The organism is Agrobacterium sp. InxBP2 (genome assembly GCF_026191755.1).
In the GTDB taxonomy this organism is placed as follows: domain Bacteria; phylum Pseudomonadota; class Alphaproteobacteria; order Rhizobiales; family Rhizobiaceae; genus Agrobacterium; species Agrobacterium pusense.
The window spans coordinates 1-15,892 of the sequence record NZ_JAINDY010000021.1 but is presented as its reverse complement, the minus strand read 5'-3'; the positions used below and the strand labels follow the sequence as shown (position 1 = coordinate 15,892).

The 15,892-nt window shown below is 55.9% G+C and carries 15 protein-coding genes and 1 pseudogene; 5 read left to right on the top strand and 11 right to left on the bottom strand.

Going from position 1 to position 15,892, the window contains the following annotated elements:
- Nucleotides 1–100: 100 nt before the first annotated feature.
- Nucleotides 101–1,051, top strand: a complete 951-nt coding sequence (locus tag K7A42_RS04085) for a bile acid:sodium symporter family protein (RefSeq protein WP_174150531.1) — start codon at nt 101–103, stop codon at nt 1,049–1,051.
- Between the two features lie 49 nt (nt 1,052–1,100).
- Here K7A42_RS04085 and K7A42_RS04080 read toward each other — a convergent pair whose 3' ends face one another.
- Nucleotides 1,101–2,156: an aldo/keto reductase gene (locus tag K7A42_RS04080; RefSeq protein ID WP_174150530.1), complete on the bottom strand. Its 1,056-nt coding sequence runs from the start codon at nt 2,154–2,156 to the stop codon at nt 1,101–1,103.
- 160 nt (nt 2,157–2,316) lie between these two features.
- On the opposite strand from K7A42_RS04080, the gene K7A42_RS04075 reads away from it, so the two are divergent.
- A complete protein-coding gene (locus K7A42_RS04075) occupies nt 2,317–3,222 on the top strand; it encodes a LysR family transcriptional regulator (protein ID WP_174150529.1) in 906 nt (301 codons plus the stop codon).
- A 94-nt stretch (nt 3,223–3,316) separates the two neighbouring features.
- Here K7A42_RS04075 and K7A42_RS04070 read toward each other — a convergent pair whose 3' ends face one another.
- From K7A42_RS04070 to K7A42_RS04045, 6 genes are read right to left on the bottom strand one after another with little or no spacing between them, the layout of a single operon-like run.
- The gene (locus K7A42_RS04070) at nt 3,317–4,102 is read right to left on the bottom strand and encodes a 2-keto-4-pentenoate hydratase (RefSeq protein WP_174150528.1); all 786 of its coding nucleotides are present in this window, start codon (nt 4,100–4,102) and stop codon (nt 3,317–3,319) included.
- A gap of 14 nt (nt 4,103–4,116) precedes the next feature.
- Nucleotides 4,117–4,974 (bottom strand): fumarylacetoacetate hydrolase family protein, encoded by an 858-nt coding sequence (locus K7A42_RS04065; RefSeq protein ID WP_174150527.1) that lies wholly within the window; start codon nt 4,972–4,974, stop codon nt 4,117–4,119.
- 9 nt (nt 4,975–4,983) lie between these two features.
- Nucleotides 4,984–5,670, bottom strand: coding sequence for a DUF4286 family protein (locus tag K7A42_RS04060; protein WP_174150526.1), 687 nt, complete (start codon nt 5,668–5,670; stop codon nt 4,984–4,986).
- An 8-nt stretch (nt 5,671–5,678) separates the two neighbouring features.
- Nucleotides 5,679–6,428, bottom strand: coding sequence for an SDR family NAD(P)-dependent oxidoreductase (locus K7A42_RS04055; protein WP_174150525.1), 750 nt, complete (start codon nt 6,426–6,428; stop codon nt 5,679–5,681).
- Between the two features lie 60 nt (nt 6,429–6,488).
- Nucleotides 6,489–7,478: an ABC transporter substrate-binding protein gene (locus tag K7A42_RS04050; RefSeq protein WP_174150524.1), complete on the bottom strand. Its 990-nt coding sequence runs from the start codon at nt 7,476–7,478 to the stop codon at nt 6,489–6,491.
- A 32-nt stretch (nt 7,479–7,510) separates the two neighbouring features.
- The gene (locus K7A42_RS04045) at nt 7,511–8,314 is read right to left on the bottom strand and encodes an ABC transporter permease (RefSeq protein ID WP_174150523.1); all 804 of its coding nucleotides are present in this window, start codon (nt 8,312–8,314) and stop codon (nt 7,511–7,513) included.
- A gap of 130 nt (nt 8,315–8,444) precedes the next feature.
- On the opposite strand from K7A42_RS04045, the gene K7A42_RS04040 reads away from it, so the two are divergent.
- A complete protein-coding gene (locus K7A42_RS04040; protein ID WP_174150535.1) occupies nt 8,445–9,254 on the top strand; it encodes an ABC transporter ATP-binding protein in 810 nt (269 codons plus the stop codon).
- Nucleotides 9,255–9,367: 113 nt separating this feature from the next.
- Entirely contained in the window at nt 9,368–10,138 is a 771-nt protein-coding gene (locus K7A42_RS04035) for an IclR family transcriptional regulator (protein WP_144576398.1), read from the top strand.
- 82 nt (nt 10,139–10,220) lie between these two features.
- Here K7A42_RS04035 and K7A42_RS04030 read toward each other — a convergent pair whose 3' ends face one another.
- Entirely contained in the window at nt 10,221–11,984 is a 1,764-nt protein-coding gene (locus K7A42_RS04030) for an ABC transporter ATP-binding protein (RefSeq protein ID WP_174150522.1), read from the bottom strand.
- A gap of 315 nt (nt 11,985–12,299) precedes the next feature.
- On the opposite strand from K7A42_RS04030, the gene K7A42_RS04025 reads away from it, so the two are divergent.
- The gene (locus K7A42_RS04025; RefSeq protein ID WP_174150534.1) at nt 12,300–12,731 is read left to right on the top strand and encodes a plasmid pRiA4b ORF-3 family protein; all 432 of its coding nucleotides are present in this window, start codon (nt 12,300–12,302) and stop codon (nt 12,729–12,731) included.
- 56 nt (nt 12,732–12,787) lie between these two features.
- On the opposite strand, the gene K7A42_RS04020 is transcribed toward K7A42_RS04025, so the two are convergent.
- From K7A42_RS04020 to K7A42_RS04010, 3 genes and pseudogenes are all read right to left on the bottom strand, one after another.
- Nucleotides 12,788–13,477 (bottom strand): cytidylyltransferase domain-containing protein, encoded by a 690-nt coding sequence (locus K7A42_RS04020; protein ID WP_174150521.1) that lies wholly within the window; start codon nt 13,475–13,477, stop codon nt 12,788–12,790.
- On the bottom strand, nt 13,467–14,972 hold the full coding sequence (locus K7A42_RS04015) for a hypothetical protein (protein ID WP_282454887.1): 1,506 nt from the start codon (nt 14,970–14,972) through the stop codon (nt 13,467–13,469). Before K7A42_RS04015 ends, K7A42_RS04020 begins: the two co-directional genes overlap by 11 nt.
- A 784-nt stretch (nt 14,973–15,756) precedes the next feature.
- Nucleotides 15,757–15,892, bottom strand: a pseudogene (locus tag K7A42_RS04010) (GNAT family N-acetyltransferase); the annotation flags it as partial.

Sequence of the window (15,892 nt, the reverse complement as noted above, 5' to 3'; positions counted from 1 at the left end):
GGGATCGTTTTCGACCGCGAGGTCTAGCAACGGCGTAATGACCTTGACAGGGCACCATAGGAGTCTAGACGGGGTTCATGATCATCTTGGGAGTATGGAAATGAAAACGCTGGCAGCCGTTTCGGCTTTCGTGGGCAAGACTTTTGCCATCTGGGTTATCCTGTTCGCCGTACTCGGCTTTTTCTTTCCTGACACTTTCAAGCAAATCGCGCCCTGGATCGTCACGCTTCTGTCAATCATCATGTTCGGCATGGGCCTCACCCTTTCGGTCGATGATTTCAGGGAGGTCGTGAAAAGGCCATTCGATGTGACGATCGGTGTGCTCGGCCAGTTTCTCATCATGCCGCTTCTGGCGGTGCTGCTCACCCGCATTATTCCCATGCCGCCGGAAGTCGCTGCCGGCGTCATTCTGGTCGGCTGCTGCCCTGGTGGCACCTCTTCCAATGTCATGACCTATCTCTCCAAGGGCGATGTCGCCTTGTCCGTTGCCTGCACCTCGGTCACCACGCTTGCCGCGCCGCTGGTGACGCCGTTCCTCGTCTGGCTGTTTGCGAGCCAGTTCCTGCCGGTTGACGGCTGGGCCATGTTCCTCAGCATCGTCAAGGTCGTTCTGGTTCCGCTGGCGCTGGGTGCCGCCTTGCAAAAGCTGCTGCCCGGTCTCGTCAAGACCGCCGTTCCGGCATTGCCGCTGGTAAGCGTCATCGGTATCGTACTCATTGTTTCGGCAGTGGTCGGAGGATCGAAGGCGTCCATCGCACAGTCCGGCCTGATGATTTTTGCCGTCGTCGTTCTGCACAATGGCCTTGGCTATCTGCTCGGTTATCTCGCGGCAAAGGCAACGGGCTTGTCGCTTGCCAAGCGCAAGGCCATTGCGATTGAGGTCGGCATGCAGAATTCGGGCCTTGGCGCAGCCCTCGCCACGGCCTATTTTTCCCCTCTTGCTGCCGTTCCGAGTGCCATTTTCAGCGTCTGGCACAATATTTCCGGTGCAGTCCTGGCAAACTGGTTTTCGGGCCGGGTGGACGCAAGCTCCGCTAACAAAACCGCCTGAAGCTCACCATCTGTCAGGCCGCCCGTCGTTCAGGCGGCCTGACCCTGCCTTAGAGCGGCATGGTTTGACGTGTTACGGCCGGTGGATTAAGCCGGGCAAACCCCTCCTGGCGCTGATACGGGAAATGTGGATAGGGAGCAGTCGTCTCGCTAGCCGCGTCCAGCGTCGCTACCTGTGCGGACGTCAGTTCCCATCCCACGGCATCGAGGTTCTGGCGAAGCTGTTCCTCATTGCGCGCGCCGATGATGACCGTGGAAACAGTGGGGCGTCTGAGCAGCCAGTTGAGGGCGACCTGCGGCACCGTCCTGCCGGTTTCTTGCGCAACAGCGTCGAGCGCATCGATCACGCGGTAGAGACGGTCTTCATCCACGGGTGGGCCGAAACTCGCGGTCTCGTGCAGGCGGCTGCCTTCGGGCAGCGGCGTGCCGCGGCGGATTTTTCCGGTTAACCGCCCCCAGCCAAGCGGGCTCCAGACCATCGCGCCAAGACCCTGATCCGCGCCGAGCGGCATTAGATCCCATTCGTAGTCGCGGCCAACAAGCGAGTAATAGACCTGGTTGACCACATAACGCGGCCAGCCATATCTGTCCGCGACATCAAGCGATTTCATGATCTGCCAGCCTGAAAAATTCGAAACGCCAGTATAGCGGACCTTGCCGGACCGGACGAGCGTATCGAGCGTCGACAGCACTTCCTCGACCGGCGTGAATGCATCGAAGCCGTGGAGCTGAAGGACATCGATATAGTCGGTCTGGAGACGGCGCAAGGCATCATCCACCGCACGCAGCAGCCTGAAGCGGGAGGAGCCGGCCTCGTTTGGCCCATCACCCATTGGCAGGCTTGTCTTGGTTGAAATAAGAGCGCTATCGCGCCTGCCTTTGAGAGCCTCGCCGAGCACCTCTTCCGATGCCCCATTAGAATAGACATCAGCCGTATCGAACAGGTTGACGCCCGCCTCGAGGCAGATGTCGACAAGGCGACGGGCCTCCGTGGCATCAGAGGTGCCCCAGTTGCTGAAGAGCGGACCGGAGCCGCCGAAGGTTCCGGTGCCGAAACTCAGGACGGGCACTTTCAGTCCGGATTTGCCGAGATAGCGATATTCCATTGGGGTATTGCTTTCTTGCTTCGGGATGGTGGCGAGCGAGGCATGTTGCCGCGTCGAGCTTATCCATTCCGTGGTGGGTTGCTACGCCCCAGAAGATAGACGCTTACTCTTCAATGAAATAGAATGCCGAAAATACTATCACTTGTGAGGTGAAGTCATCATGGCGCGACTGGAGATTAACCGGGCAGGGGAGATGGAAATCTTCGTACGGGTTGTTGAACTCGGCGGCTTTTCCCGCGCGGCTGCGGCTGCGAACATGACGCCTTCGGCGGTGAGCAAGCTCATCGCTCGGTTGGAAAGTCGGCTGGGCGCGCGTCTGCTCATCCGGTCCACCCGGCAGCTTCAGATAACGCCGGAGGGCTGCGCTTTCTATGAAAGGGCCACTCGCATCCTCGCCGATCTCGAAGAGGCCGAACGCGCCGCCGGCTTGGGCGAGCAGCCTGTCGGCCGCGTTCGAATCAACACCAGCGCATCCTATGCAACGCATATTCTTGCGCCCATCCTGCCACGCTTTCTCGCGCTTTATCCCAATATCACGCTCGATATCGTCCAGACGGATCTCGTGGTCGATCTTCTTGCGGAGCGTATGGATGTCGCGGTGAGGGCGGGGCCGCTGAAAAGCTCCAGCCTCGTTGCCCGCAAACTCGGCGAGACAAGGATGATCATCGCCGCCGCCCCTGACTATCTGGAGCGCTGCGGTGTGCCGCAAACAATCACCGATCTGGAAGATCACAATCGTCTAGGGTTTGGTTATGCCCGGACAGTCGACGGATGGCCGTTGCGGGCCGACGGCAAGACCGTCGTGTTCCCGGCAACGGGACGCGTGCAGGTAAGCGATGGCGAGGGTCTTCGCCGTCTTGCTCTTGCCGGTGTCGGGCTGGTTCGTCTTGCCTCTTTCACCGTGAGAGACGATATCGCCGCCGGCCGGCTGGTCCCGGTGCTCGATCATCTCGATACGGGCGAAACGGAGATGTTTCATGCCGTCTATGTCGGCCAACGCGGGCCGCTTCCCTCACGCATCCGGGCGCTGCTCGATTTTCTGGGTGAATACGGGCGGGTGAAATAAAACGACGCAAACAGATAACGGTTGGAAACGGCGCCTGTTTGCTTCTCATGCCTGGGGATCGGGCGCGTGTAATTGTATCCGTTAGGCTGGCGGCTTAATCTTTCGGACCTGACAATGTGAAAGCACCAACTGATTCCAGAATAATGCCGGTCTCGCCAGAAAGTGCACTCGGCAACGCACCGCAGAGGCTACCCGTCGTCACCACTTGGCCTGCTCTCAGCATATGTCCTGTGTTGAGTGCGGCGTTGGCGAAGGCGAGAAGCGGCGCCAACGGATCAATATTCGGGTGTTTTACCTTGGCATTGAATATCTGCACTGGACCTTCGGTGACGATGAGCAGCGGCAGGTCATCGCTATTAGCCGCAAAAACATCCACGATGCGCTTGTCCACTTCCGGCCCGAGGGCGAAACCGTGGTTGGCGAGGCGATCTGCCAGAAAGAGCGGAAACGGAACCTGATTTTTCTCTTCCAGCCTGTATCGGAGAAGCTCGACACCAAGATGCACCTTGTCGATATACTGCATCATATCCGCCTTGGTGAGCTGCCTTTCAGCGGCGGCGGGAATATCGGCAGCGAGCGTAAAGCATATCTCGACTTCAATTCCCTCCGTTCCATCTAACGGGAAGGAAGCGAGATTGGCATCGTTCACCCGGCAGCAATCGAACATGGGAGCCGCGACCGCCTCGCCATCCGGGCGGATCGCCAGCTTCCAGCCGCCGATCGGTTTTCCCAAATATCCTGCTAAGTCTCGCTGAACCGCCATCGCCTCTGCAAGCGTGCCCGGAACGAGGCCCTCCGCCTCCAGCTCCGCTAAAACAATTCTATCACCCTCCCGGCTTGCCTTTGCAAAACGCTCCGCCAGTTTTTCGATCGCCGTCATTCCGCTCATGTCTCCTAATGATCTCGTGCGCCGAACGCTGTCACGATTTGGCGCTGTCTGCCAAGGCCATCAATGCCGAGTTCGACCACGTCGCCGGCTTTAAGGAAGGCGGGCGGTTTCATTCCGAGGCCCACACCGGGCGGCGTGCCGGTGGTGATCACATCGCCTGGCATCAGACGCATGAAGCGGCTGATATAGGAAACCAGCGTTGCGATCGGGAAAATCATCTTGGACGTCGAGCCTGTCTGCATGCGCTGGCCGTTAACGTCCAGCCATAGGTCGAGATTTTGCACGTCGCCGATTTCATCCGGCGTCACCAGCCATGGTCCGAGAGGACCGAATGTCGGTCCGCTTTTGCCTTTCGTCCATTGGCCGCCGCGTTCGATCTGGAAGGCGCGTTCGGAGACATCATGGCAGACGCAGAAACCCGCAATGACGGAGAGTGCATCCTCTTCCCGCACATGATAGGCCGGCTCACCGATAACGAAGGCGATCTCGACTTCCCAATCGGTTTTTTCCGAATCCTTCAGAAGACAGATCGGATCATTCGGGCCGGAAATGCATGACGTGTGTTTGTTGAAAAGCACAGGCTCTTCAGGGATCGGCGTATTCGTTTCCAGCGCATGGTCGATGTAATTGAGGCCAACCGCCACAAAATTGCCGACAGAACCGACGCAGGGACCGATCCGCACATCAGATGGTACAGCCGGGAGCGAAGAAAGATCGATTTTTGTCAGTTTTTCAAGGGAATTGCGCGAGAGGGTTGTCCCGGCTATGTCGGTGACGATCGAAGAAAGATCGCGGATAATGCCCTCGGCGTCGAGCGCTGCCGGCTTTTCTAGGCCGATGGGACCGTAACGAAGAAGTTTCATTCTGTTTTCCTATGCGGCTGATTGCTGAAGAGCATTTTCGCCAAGAGCAAATTCAAGGCGATAAAGTCCGACCTCCACGGGTCCGACAAGGTCGGCGCTTGAGAGTTTTCGTGCCAGGTCGTCTGCGGCATCGGACACGGAGTAGGCCGAGCCGCCTTCGATCATGATGATCCAGTTGGGCACGCCAACCTGACGGCCCCTGCGTTCGGCGGTTTCGAGGCTGCTTGCGCCACTGTCTGCAATGCACAGATGGGCGCCGCTGATGCCGTTCAACTTGCCGATTTCGCAGAGAGCGTCAGTCAGCATGGATCGGATTGCCGCCCTGTCTGTCTCGGCCGCATCAAAACGAAAGGTGGCGATGAAGCCGCCGTCGCCGCACCCATGGGAATAGTCGGTGTTGCAGACACCGCGTGTCGTGTTGCGAAAGTCTGCGGTGGAGCGCTTTGTCCAGGGGGTGGGATTGTTCAGCCGGTCGAGATAGGGCTGGCCGACCAGCACCTTTGCATCCGCTGCCTCATAGAGCGTGAAATACTCAGGTACTCCCTGCTCGGCGATATATCGGCGTCCGCGCAGGAAACCTGGTATCGATACCCGTTCGGGAATGTGTTCGCGATTGTGCCATTCGATGAAATTATCACGGCCTTCCGGCAAGATGTCGTTCCATATGGCGACGACGGCCTTTCCCAAGAGAGACATTGGTTACCTCAATATGTTGCGCGACCGCCGGACAGGTCGAAAACCGCGCCGGTCGAGAAGCTGCATTCGGAAGAAGAGAGCCAGGCCACCATATTGGCGACTTCGGCGGGGTCGAGAAAACGCCGCATGGGAATGCGGGAGAGAATATCGTCCAGTCGTTCCCTCGGGGCATCGATACTCATTGCCGTCATGGAGGCCGCGGGCGTAATGGCGTTAACGAGAATATCCGCCGTTGCCAGTTCCTTGCCGAGGCTTTTGGTCATCGCCACCAGCCCCGCCTTGGCGGCGCTGTAGGCGGCTGCCTGATGCATGCCTTCCTTGGCCTGGATTGAGGCGACGTTGACGATGCGGCCGAAATGGCTTTCTTTCGCCGTTTCGACCATCAACGGCACCAACGCACGGCAGACAACAAACGACCCGAACAGATTGACGTCGATGATCCTGCGAAATTCCTCGACCGGAATTTCCCATAGGGGTGCGACATTGCCGACAATGCCGGCATTGTTGACGAGGATGTCGAGCCTGCCGAACCGCTGTTGCAGATCATTGGCGGCAGTTTCGATGCTTTGTGCGTCGGTGATATCGACTCCGGCATGCGGCAGGTTGGCAACGTAACCGCTTTTCACAGCTGTCGGCAGATCCCAGTGAACCACCGTGGCGCCGCAGTCCAGTAACCGCCGGCTGATGGCGGCGCCGAAGCCGCCGGCAGCACCCGTGACGACAGCCACCCGGCCTTCAAGATCATAGTGTGTGGACATGTTTGAAACCATTGTTCCGCATCGAGCCCGGCAGATCTGCCGGGCTCTCGGCGTCTGCAGTTATTTTGCGATGAGGCTGTTGGTGAAGAAGGCGTCTGCCGGCATATCGGTCTTGATGTCCTGATATTCCTTCATCAGATCGAGTGTCTGCTGCCAGTCTGCCGCAGCCATTTCGCCGAGCGGCGCAGATGGGGCAGATGGCGACGGCAGAAGTTTGAGCGAGACTTCCAGCTGCTCCTTCAGAAGCTTGGGATCGCCGGTCGGCTTTTCCTTCACGGCTGCAGCAACTGCTGCGTCAGGATCCGCCTTGGCTGCCTCTATGGATTTCAGCGACGCCGCCACGAAGCGCTTGACCAGATCCTGATTGCTGTCGATCAACTTTGTGTTGGTAACAATCGTCAGGCCCTGCGTGTTCACGCCCAGCTCCGCAAAAGAAAATACCTTCTGCTCCAGACCCTTTGAATTGAGCACCACGACCTGGTTTTCAAGCCCGCCGAGAATGCCCGCGGCGCGATCCTGCATGATGGCGATGATCTTGCCGGGTCCATCCACATTCAGAATATTGACCTTCGACGCATCAACGCCGTTCTTTTTCCAGATAGCGGGCAGGAGGGCGAGTGAAGCTTCGCCGGCGCTGGCTGCGACCGTCTTGCCCTCCACATCCTTGATGGATTTTACGCCGGAATCCGCGCGAAACGTCATGGCGTAGGGTGAGGTGTTAAGCAGACCGAGCACGGACTTGACCGGTGCGCCTTTCGAAGCGCCGGCAATGACGCTGCCGCCATCGGCGATGCCGAACATATCGCCACCAGTTGCGACCGACTGGACCGTGCGCGCCGAGCCCTGGCCTTCGCCGATCTGAAGATCGATGCCCGCCTCCTTGTAGAAACCCTTTTCTGCACCGTAATAAAAGATGGTGTGGACACCGCTCAAAAGGAAATTGAGGCGGAGCGTGACCTTGTCTTCAGCCGCAGCTGACTGAATTCCTGCCAGACCAACGGCAAGCGCAATCGCACCGCCCGCAAGCGTTTTTTTCATTATATTGAACATTTTATCCTCCCGTTTTTAATTGAAGTCCGAATTCAGGTCGCGCTTTTCCCGACAGTGAAGTCGTCACGGCGCTGCGAAACGTGCCAGGGGATCGCGAAGCGTTCGATCATTTCCACGATGCCGTAGAGAAGAAGGCCGAGAAGGCTGAGCACGATGATGACGGCGAAGGTCATGCTCGTATTCATGTTGCCGTTATAGTTCAGCAGCAGGTATCCAAGCCCGTTGTCGGAGGCAACGAATTCCGCCACCACGGCCGCCGTCGCAGACAGTGCCGCGGCCACCTTGAAGCCGGCAAAAAGCGAGGGCAGGGCGCCTGGCAGTTCCACCTTCCAGAAAATCTTCAGTCGTCCGGCGCGATAGCTCTTGGCGAGATCGTAGACGTCAGGTTCGATGGACTTAAACGCGACGATGGAATTGACCACGATCGGAAAAAAGGAAAGCAGGAAGACCAGCAGGATTTTCGACGGCAGGCCGAAGCCGACCCAGATGATGAAAAGCGGTGCGATGGCGATCTTGGGGATGATCTGCAGGATCACCAGCAGCGGATAGAAGATCGCCTCGAATGCACGTGAATAGACGACCAGCAGGGCAAGCAACGTTCCCATGACAACGGCCACGAGGAAGCCAAGCACCATGGGCTGCAGCGTGTAGAGCGATGCGGTGAAGACAATAAGCACATTGTTATAAAGGTCCGCAAAGACCTTGCTCGGTGCCGGCAGGATATATTCCGGGACATTGAGGAGACGCACCGCGACCTCCCAGACAATGCCTGCACCCACGAGGCTGCCTACTTTGTGTGCCTGTCCTTTGACGGCACCAATGACTTTCGAAAACATGCTTCCTCCCGAATTGCCCGCAAGCTGCCGGACAATTTTATATTGTTGGAACAATGTTCCATATGGACTGATGTTTCGTCAAGTGCTATTTCGGAGGCAGCAGGAGAATGGAATGCAGCGGGAGGAACGCATGTTGCAGAAGAATAACGACGGGACCGGTTATGAGCCCGGCGTCTTGCTAAAGGGCGTCAGCAAATATTTCGGGCATGCAGACGCGCCTGTCGTGGCATTGGAAAAACTCGACCTGACGATTGGTGACGGGGAGTTTGTCGCGATTGTCGGCCCATCCGGCTGCGGCAAATCGACGATGATGCGGCTGATCTCCCGGCTTTCTCACGCCAGCACGGGGGAGATCTCCGTTTTCGGCGACGTTTCCAAGGAACCGCCGCCCGGTATGAGCATCGTTTTTCAGAATCACGTACTTCTCGCTTGGCGAACGATAATCGACAATGTGCTGTTCCCAGCCGAAATGATCGGGCGGAACCGCGAAGAATTGCGGCCGCATGCACTTGCGCTTCTCGAATCCGTCGGTTTGAAGGATTTCGCCGATAGGTATCCGCATGAACTTTCCGGCGGAATGAAGCAGCGCGCATCGATCGCCCGCGCTTTGCTCCTGCAACCGCGTCTGTTGTTGATGGATGAGCCCTTCGGGGCATTGGATGCGCTGACACGCGAACAGATGCGTATCGATTTGGAAGCGCTCTGGCTTAAGAATCGAATGACGGTCGTCTTCATCACACACTCCATCGATGAAGCGGTTCTTCTTGCGGATCGCGTCATCGTCATGACCCCGAGACCTGGGAGAATAGAGAGAATATTGGATATCGACATGCCTCGGCCGCGTGGGCTGGCGGCGCGGCGGGAGCCGGAATTCATCGAGAAATCCGAGGAGATTACCGATATTTTCCTTTCGCGCGGCATTTTGCAACGCCATGCCTGAAACGAACGGACCTTTCACGTATCCAAAGAGGAAGACGCGAAAGGCATGCATCTTCCCGATGAAGCGTTGTCTTTTGATTGAAAATCGCGACGCATATGCGACCGGAGAATGAAATGGACAGGACGATCAATGTACCAAGCGGCGGCGTCGAGCGAACGATCGCCATGCTGGAGCTCCTCGCCTTGGCCGAGGAACCGCTCAAACTATCCGATGTCGCTCATCAACTCGATATTCCGAAGAGCGCATGTCATCGCATCCTCACGTCCCTGATCGAGAATGGCTGGGCTTGGCAGAGCCCCGAGAGCGATTGCTACGCGCTGACCATGCGTATGGCGCTGGTGGGCCAGAAACAACTGGCGCGGCTGCAGGTCTCGGATTTACGTCAGCCGATCCTGAATGCGCTCGCCGAACGGACCCGCGAACTCGTTCGTTTGACGGCTGTGCAGAATAATACGCTTGTCTGGGTCGGCTCCGCTCGCGGTCGCCGCTCAGGGCTGGTGTTTGAACCCGATATGAGCGCAGGCATCGTGCCCTATGCGACGGCGAACGGTAAAATATGGCTGGCGAGCCTGGAGCGGGAGAGGGCGCTGAGGATCGCCCTTGAAGCCGGGCTCGGCCAACCCGGCCAGCAGGCTGCCAACGCCATCAATACCATCGAAGCGCTGAACCAGGAACTCGATGCCGTTGCAGGTCTTGGTTACGGCCGAGCAGTTGGCGAAGCCGAAGAGGGAGTGGGGGCAATTGCTGTCGCCATTCGCCAGGGGAAAGAAGTCGTGGGAACCATGAGCGTGGCGGCGCCGCTGACTCGTCTTACGGATGAGCGTGTGGCGGAGATATTGCCGCTTCTGGCAAGGGCTGCGAGTGACATGGAAATCGCCTGGTAGCTAATTCGGCTCTTTTGGACCCAAGCTTAAGATAGCCGAAAAGCAAATTCGGGCGGCAGAGCCGCCCGATTTTATTTTGGTCTCAAGCAACGTCGGCGTCGAACTGGATGCTGTGGAGCCGCTTGTAAAGACCATCGTTCGCCAACAATTCACGCCGGCTGCCCTGTTCGGCCACTTCACCATTATCCATGACGACAATCTTGTCGGCCCGGTTGATGGTGGAAAGCCGGTGGGCGATGACGATGGATGTCTTGTTGAGCGTTAGCCGCTCTAGGGCATCACGCACGAGAGCCTCGGACTCGGAGTCCAGTGCACTTGTCGCTTCATCGAGAATCAGGATATCCGCGTCTCGGAGCATCGCGCGAGCAATCGCCAAACGCTGTCGCTGGCCGCCAGACAGGCCGGAGCCGTTTTCGCCCAGCCTGGTGTTGTATCCGTTCTGCATCTTCATGATGAAATCATGCGCATTGGCAGCCTTTGCTGCCGCTATGATCTCTTCCTCTGTCGCATTGTCGCGGCCGACAGAAATGTTGTGCTTGATCGTTCCGGAGAACAGGAATGTTTCCTGGCCGACGTAAGAAACATGTTCGCGCAGGCTGGCAAAGGTAACATCGCGCAGATCCATGCCGTTGATTTCAACGGAACCATTCTGTGGATCGTAAAGACGCATCATGAGGTTGATGATAGTCGACTTGCCACTACCGGAGGGGCCGACCAGCGCCGTCATCTTGCCGCCTTCGAAGAGGACGCTAACGTTGTTAAGAACAGGCTGGCCGGGCACATACTCGAAGCTGACGCTCTTAAGCTCGACATCGCCGCTTGCTTTCGGGAGCGCTACTGCGTCCTTCTTTTCGGTCAGCGTTAGCGGCGCGTCCAGCACCTGAAACATCATGCGCACGCCTATCATCCCGCCCTCGATCTGCACGCGCATCCGAGCAAGCCGTTTGGCAGGCTCGTAGGCAAGGAGAAGAGCCGTGATAAAGGCCATCAGATCGCCGGGGGAACCGCCTTTTTCGAGCACAGTATAGCCAGAGACGGCAATTACCACTGCAATGGCAAGGCCAGACAAGGTTTCCATGATTGGGCTGGTCGCGGCTTCCAGTCTGGCTATGCCATTGGCTCGCTGCTCGACATCGGAAACCGCTTTGTTCATGCGTTGCGCCATCAGCCTCTCTAAGGAAAAAGCCTTGATGACTCGTACGCCGATGCTGGTTTCCTGGACGACGTTTACGATTTCGCCCAACGAAGCGAGTTCTGCCTCCATAATCTTTCGGACGCGCCGCAGCACGAGACGAACACTGAAGATTGCCAAAGGACCGATAATCATGGAAATCGCGCTCAGAAGGAAATTCTGGGCGAACATCACGATGATCAAGCCGAGGAGGGAGAAGAGGTCGCGAACGAAGGATGTGACGATTGTGTCGATGACGCTGCGGGCAGCTTGGGCGTTGTAAGTAACGCGGACCAGAAGTTCCGAAGATGGCAAATTTTGGAAAAAAGATACGCCTTGCTTGAGGAGCCTATCGTAAATTTTGCGCTGCTGCTCGGCGACGATGCTATTTCCCGCTTTGCTGAGGTAGTAGCTCTGAACAAAGGTAGCAAGCCCCTTCACTATGAAGATGGCTGCGACTGCAAACGCAATCTCGAGGACGACATCGAAACCTTGCTTGAGGTAGACGCTGTTGACAATATCACGCATTATCCACGCGCTAAGAGATGTCATGCCAGCGACAACGAGCATCGCCGCGATTGCCGCAGAGTACCAGCCGACGTGTTTTTTGAAGTTTTCCTTAAATAGCCGCGTTAACAGCTTTTTGTCGTCTGGCGACAAAAATGATCCGATCACTGCAATATCCTTGCGAATTCAAGATAAATATTGTCCGAAGCAAGACCTGCTCACCATCCAATGGCAAAGGTAATTGTAGTGTCACCTAGTCAGCATGGCACTCGTATTCACCTTGTTGCATCGCACATCCGCGCTGCACGTAGATGTGCGGAAATCGGATCAAGCTAGTCTTGCAACGACTCGCGTTTGCGAGGACCATAGCCCTCATTCCAAGTGATGTGGGTCACATTAGTCGCTAGGAGATAGTCTTCCTCATTCCGTCTGTCAATATCGGCGCTTTAGCTTCGCTCGCGGGACGGCGGCTTTGATGACCCCATCGATGCTCGCAACGAAACGCTTCTTGCCGCCATTGAAGATATCGGCGCGAACTCAATCAAGCATCTCTATGACTTCGGTGACGGCTGGACGCACACGGTGAAAATCGAAAAGATCATCCCTGCTACCCCTGGCTTCGATGATCTTTTTCTCTTTGAGCATGTTGGAAGGTGCCCGCTAAATGATGTTGGCGGCCCTTGGGGCTATGAAGAATTCCGTGAGGCGCTTGCCAACGACAACCATGTGCGTCACAACGAACTTTTGGACGGGTGGGGCAACGCACATTGCGATCCGCGCGACGTCGACGCCACCAATCTCCGCAAAATCGTCGATGGTCTAGCCGCAAAATGCAAGCGAATACCTGACACTGCTGTCCTCGGCGAATGCTTACCTCCAATAAGCAGTCAGCAACCCCTCCGGCAGCTATTGTAGCACGGCCTGATTCTAACGCGCACAGGCGGACTAATGCCCGTGATTGTTTTTTAGGATTAAAAGCGCTCCTTTGCATCGAGCCATGGCGCCATTTCTCTTGCGATCTCTAAGTCGAATTCTGTGTTGATGTCATGAGTGAAGGGAAACTCAAGCTCAAGCAGTTGCGGCTTCGCACCAAAGAAATAAGAGTTTCTCACCATATTTTCGCGCGGCTGGATGAATATGCCGCCGTCTTGGAAAAATACGGGATCTATGTAGCGCGCTAACGTGTGCTTTTCAGCATACGGGTTATAATTCGCGGGTTTGCCGTTCTTGTCCCACATATGTGATTGAGTCTTTTGAACTGAAAGAAGAGAATCAAAGCCCTTCTCTTTCCCAGCCCAGAAACGCTCAATGGCTTCGTCATAGTGGCGGGCATAGATAAATGGATTAGTGCAATGGCTCCACACGATAATATCCGCGTCTACCCGCGAGGCTAAATCGTGGATCATTTCGTTTGCTGAAACTCGAGACTCGTCGCAATGGTACTCGTCGCGCTCTACCACCAAAACTTCGCTGCGTTGCCCTATCTCGATGCAATCAGGACAGTTTGTCCCGAGTACAATATTTGAAACATGTTTCGAAGATTTTAGCTGCTCGATTTTCCTCTCGACCAACGACAAAGCGCCGATTTTTTGCAGGTTTTTTGCTTTCACCCGAACGCTGCCTGCTCTTGCGGGAATTATCGCCGCGATCTTAAGGGGCATTAGTTGTCTCCCATCCGTGTGCACTCTTATAGAATAGCGCTTCCTGCGAATACCAATGCAGTTGTCGCTCAGTAAATGATCTGAACTTCTGAGGGTCACGCAACTTCAAGAGTTCATCGATTATGAAATCGGCCGATCCAACGGGGACAACTTCTGGATCTATGAACATGTAGTCTTCAACGCTTGTCTCGCGTGTGATCATGAAGGGAATGCCTCTTCCCAGACCCTCCATTAGAGCGGCTGACGCGAGAGTGACAGACATGAAGACCGAGTTCTCGAAATCGAGGTGGTTGGCGTGAAGAGACGTTTCCTCAAAATCTAGTGGGTCGCTTGAGAGGCTAGACAGCCATTCTGGAGACTCCCAATGCGCCTTTGGTTTGAATAGAACCCTGAAATCATCTGGATAATTAGCGAGCGCCCTAAGAAGCTTGATCCATGTATGTTCGTGGCGGCCCAAGTTCATCAATGGCATCCGAGCGACCGCATGCGATCCGCCGAATATAACAACAGACGTGGGGCGGCCATGAACAAATGGTCTCGAAGGACTTGGTGGCGAGAGCATAATTCGGGGGGCAGTAATTACCTTCGAAGCTGGGAAGTACTCGGCGCACTTCCCGGCGGATGTCGATGTTATTGAGCGGATCGTCGCAGGACAGTCAGATCTTGAATGCTGATGGATGAAGGTGTCATTGATCGAGTGCGGCCACAGGTGCACCCTTCCGCCGTTTTGCCTTACTGCATGAGCTAACAAAGCGGATTCAAAGAAGTAGCAGTCACATATATGGACGTCTTTAATATTGGATCCATGTACACTGGCAATCGCGGTTTCCAACGCGACCTCAGTCATTGGTAGCATTGATGCAATAAATTGATCTGAAAGGGCGCCGATCTCGTGCATCGGAGAGTAGAGCGCCATTTCTCCAGGAAAGTCTCTGACTAGTCGGAGAGAAACTGTGTGGACCGGGGGATTGTGCTCCTTGCCCCAAAGAATGATATCAGTTTGTTCCGACCCGCTATAGAGCCTCGATTTAACGGTCACTGCGTCAGGAACTTGCGATTTTGCGTATCCGAAATTGCGGATACCATCCTCTACGAGGAGGAGGGTTTTCTCTCCGTTGTAAGGGATCGGGTGGCCGGTTTCGTTCCACACTGCCCAAGGGCGCATTTCGAGCGAAATTTCCTTTCCGCTGTGGGTTCCAAGCGAAAAAACAGATTTTGAAGCAACAACGATGACGTCGAGGCCTAATCGGCGACATGCGGCCGCTAGCAGGAATGGCTCAATCTCGTCTTCTTGAACATCCCACCTGAAATAATTCAAATACGAGAAGACGTTTGTTGATATGGGGATTACAATAAGTTTTTCTGTATGGGTTCTCGCGATCTTTCTTGCGAGCGCCCTTACCGGCAATAGCGTCGCAAGTTCCCTCCATATCGGGAACAGCCATGCTTTTGAGAATGCTGACTGCTTTGCCCGGTCCGCGGGACAAGCCCTCATGGCAAGACGATTAGCGACCCTTTTAGCAGTGGACTGCGCAATTCGTCCGCCCTTGTGGGCCGGAAAGGGGCCAACCTGAGTAAGGTCACTGAATAGTTCGGAGAGGTTTGATCTGTTGAGTAGAAGCGAATTGGGAAAAACGTCTCCCCAGCACGTGTCGTCTGGCGCAACTAGAACATCAAATGGCGACCCAGTCGAATATCGATGGTTCGTTAGTTCCTCAAGGAGAGATCGGTCGGGTACTTGCTCGTCCCGCGGCCTTTTGCGAGGCAGACCGAGCAACTTCCGCAAAGCGGCGGACGGCGCAAATCCCATCAGTTATCTCTCTATTAGCTAAACGTAATTGAGCAATAGTAGAGACAATTGCAGACTTCAACGCCTTTTTGGATTCATTCATAAATTGTGCGGCGCGGTAGGCGAAATTCATTCGTAGGGGTGGACTTGAACATATCCCGCCGCCAGTCATGCTCGCAGCAATGCCAAGATGGACTTGTCTGCTTGCTTCGGCTTGTGCGGAAGCCGTCCCATTGCTTGCAGCCGGGATGTCCGCAGTCGCGCTCCTTAATCACACCGTCTCCGGCTTTTCTGTCTGATCGCCCATCAGAGGTGGCTCGGTTTGTCTGAACAGTTTCGGGAGTTTCGCTAAGTGGATTTCCGCCTCGATTATGCCGCCACCATCATTGGTGCCAGCGCGTTGAAGTAAGCCTGATCCGGCGTCTGCCGGTCAAGGGATGAATGTGGGCGTCGGCTATTGTAAAGTAAACGTCCGGTTCGACGGGTGTCGTCACTTCAACTCGATGAGTCCCGCCTCTGTCGGCCGGAATCCGCAGCTCCGGTAGAATGAAGTCAGATGCGTTTCGAAGTCGACATGCAACCACTTCGCTCCGCGCTCTCGGGCCACATTTGTGGCCTCAACGACC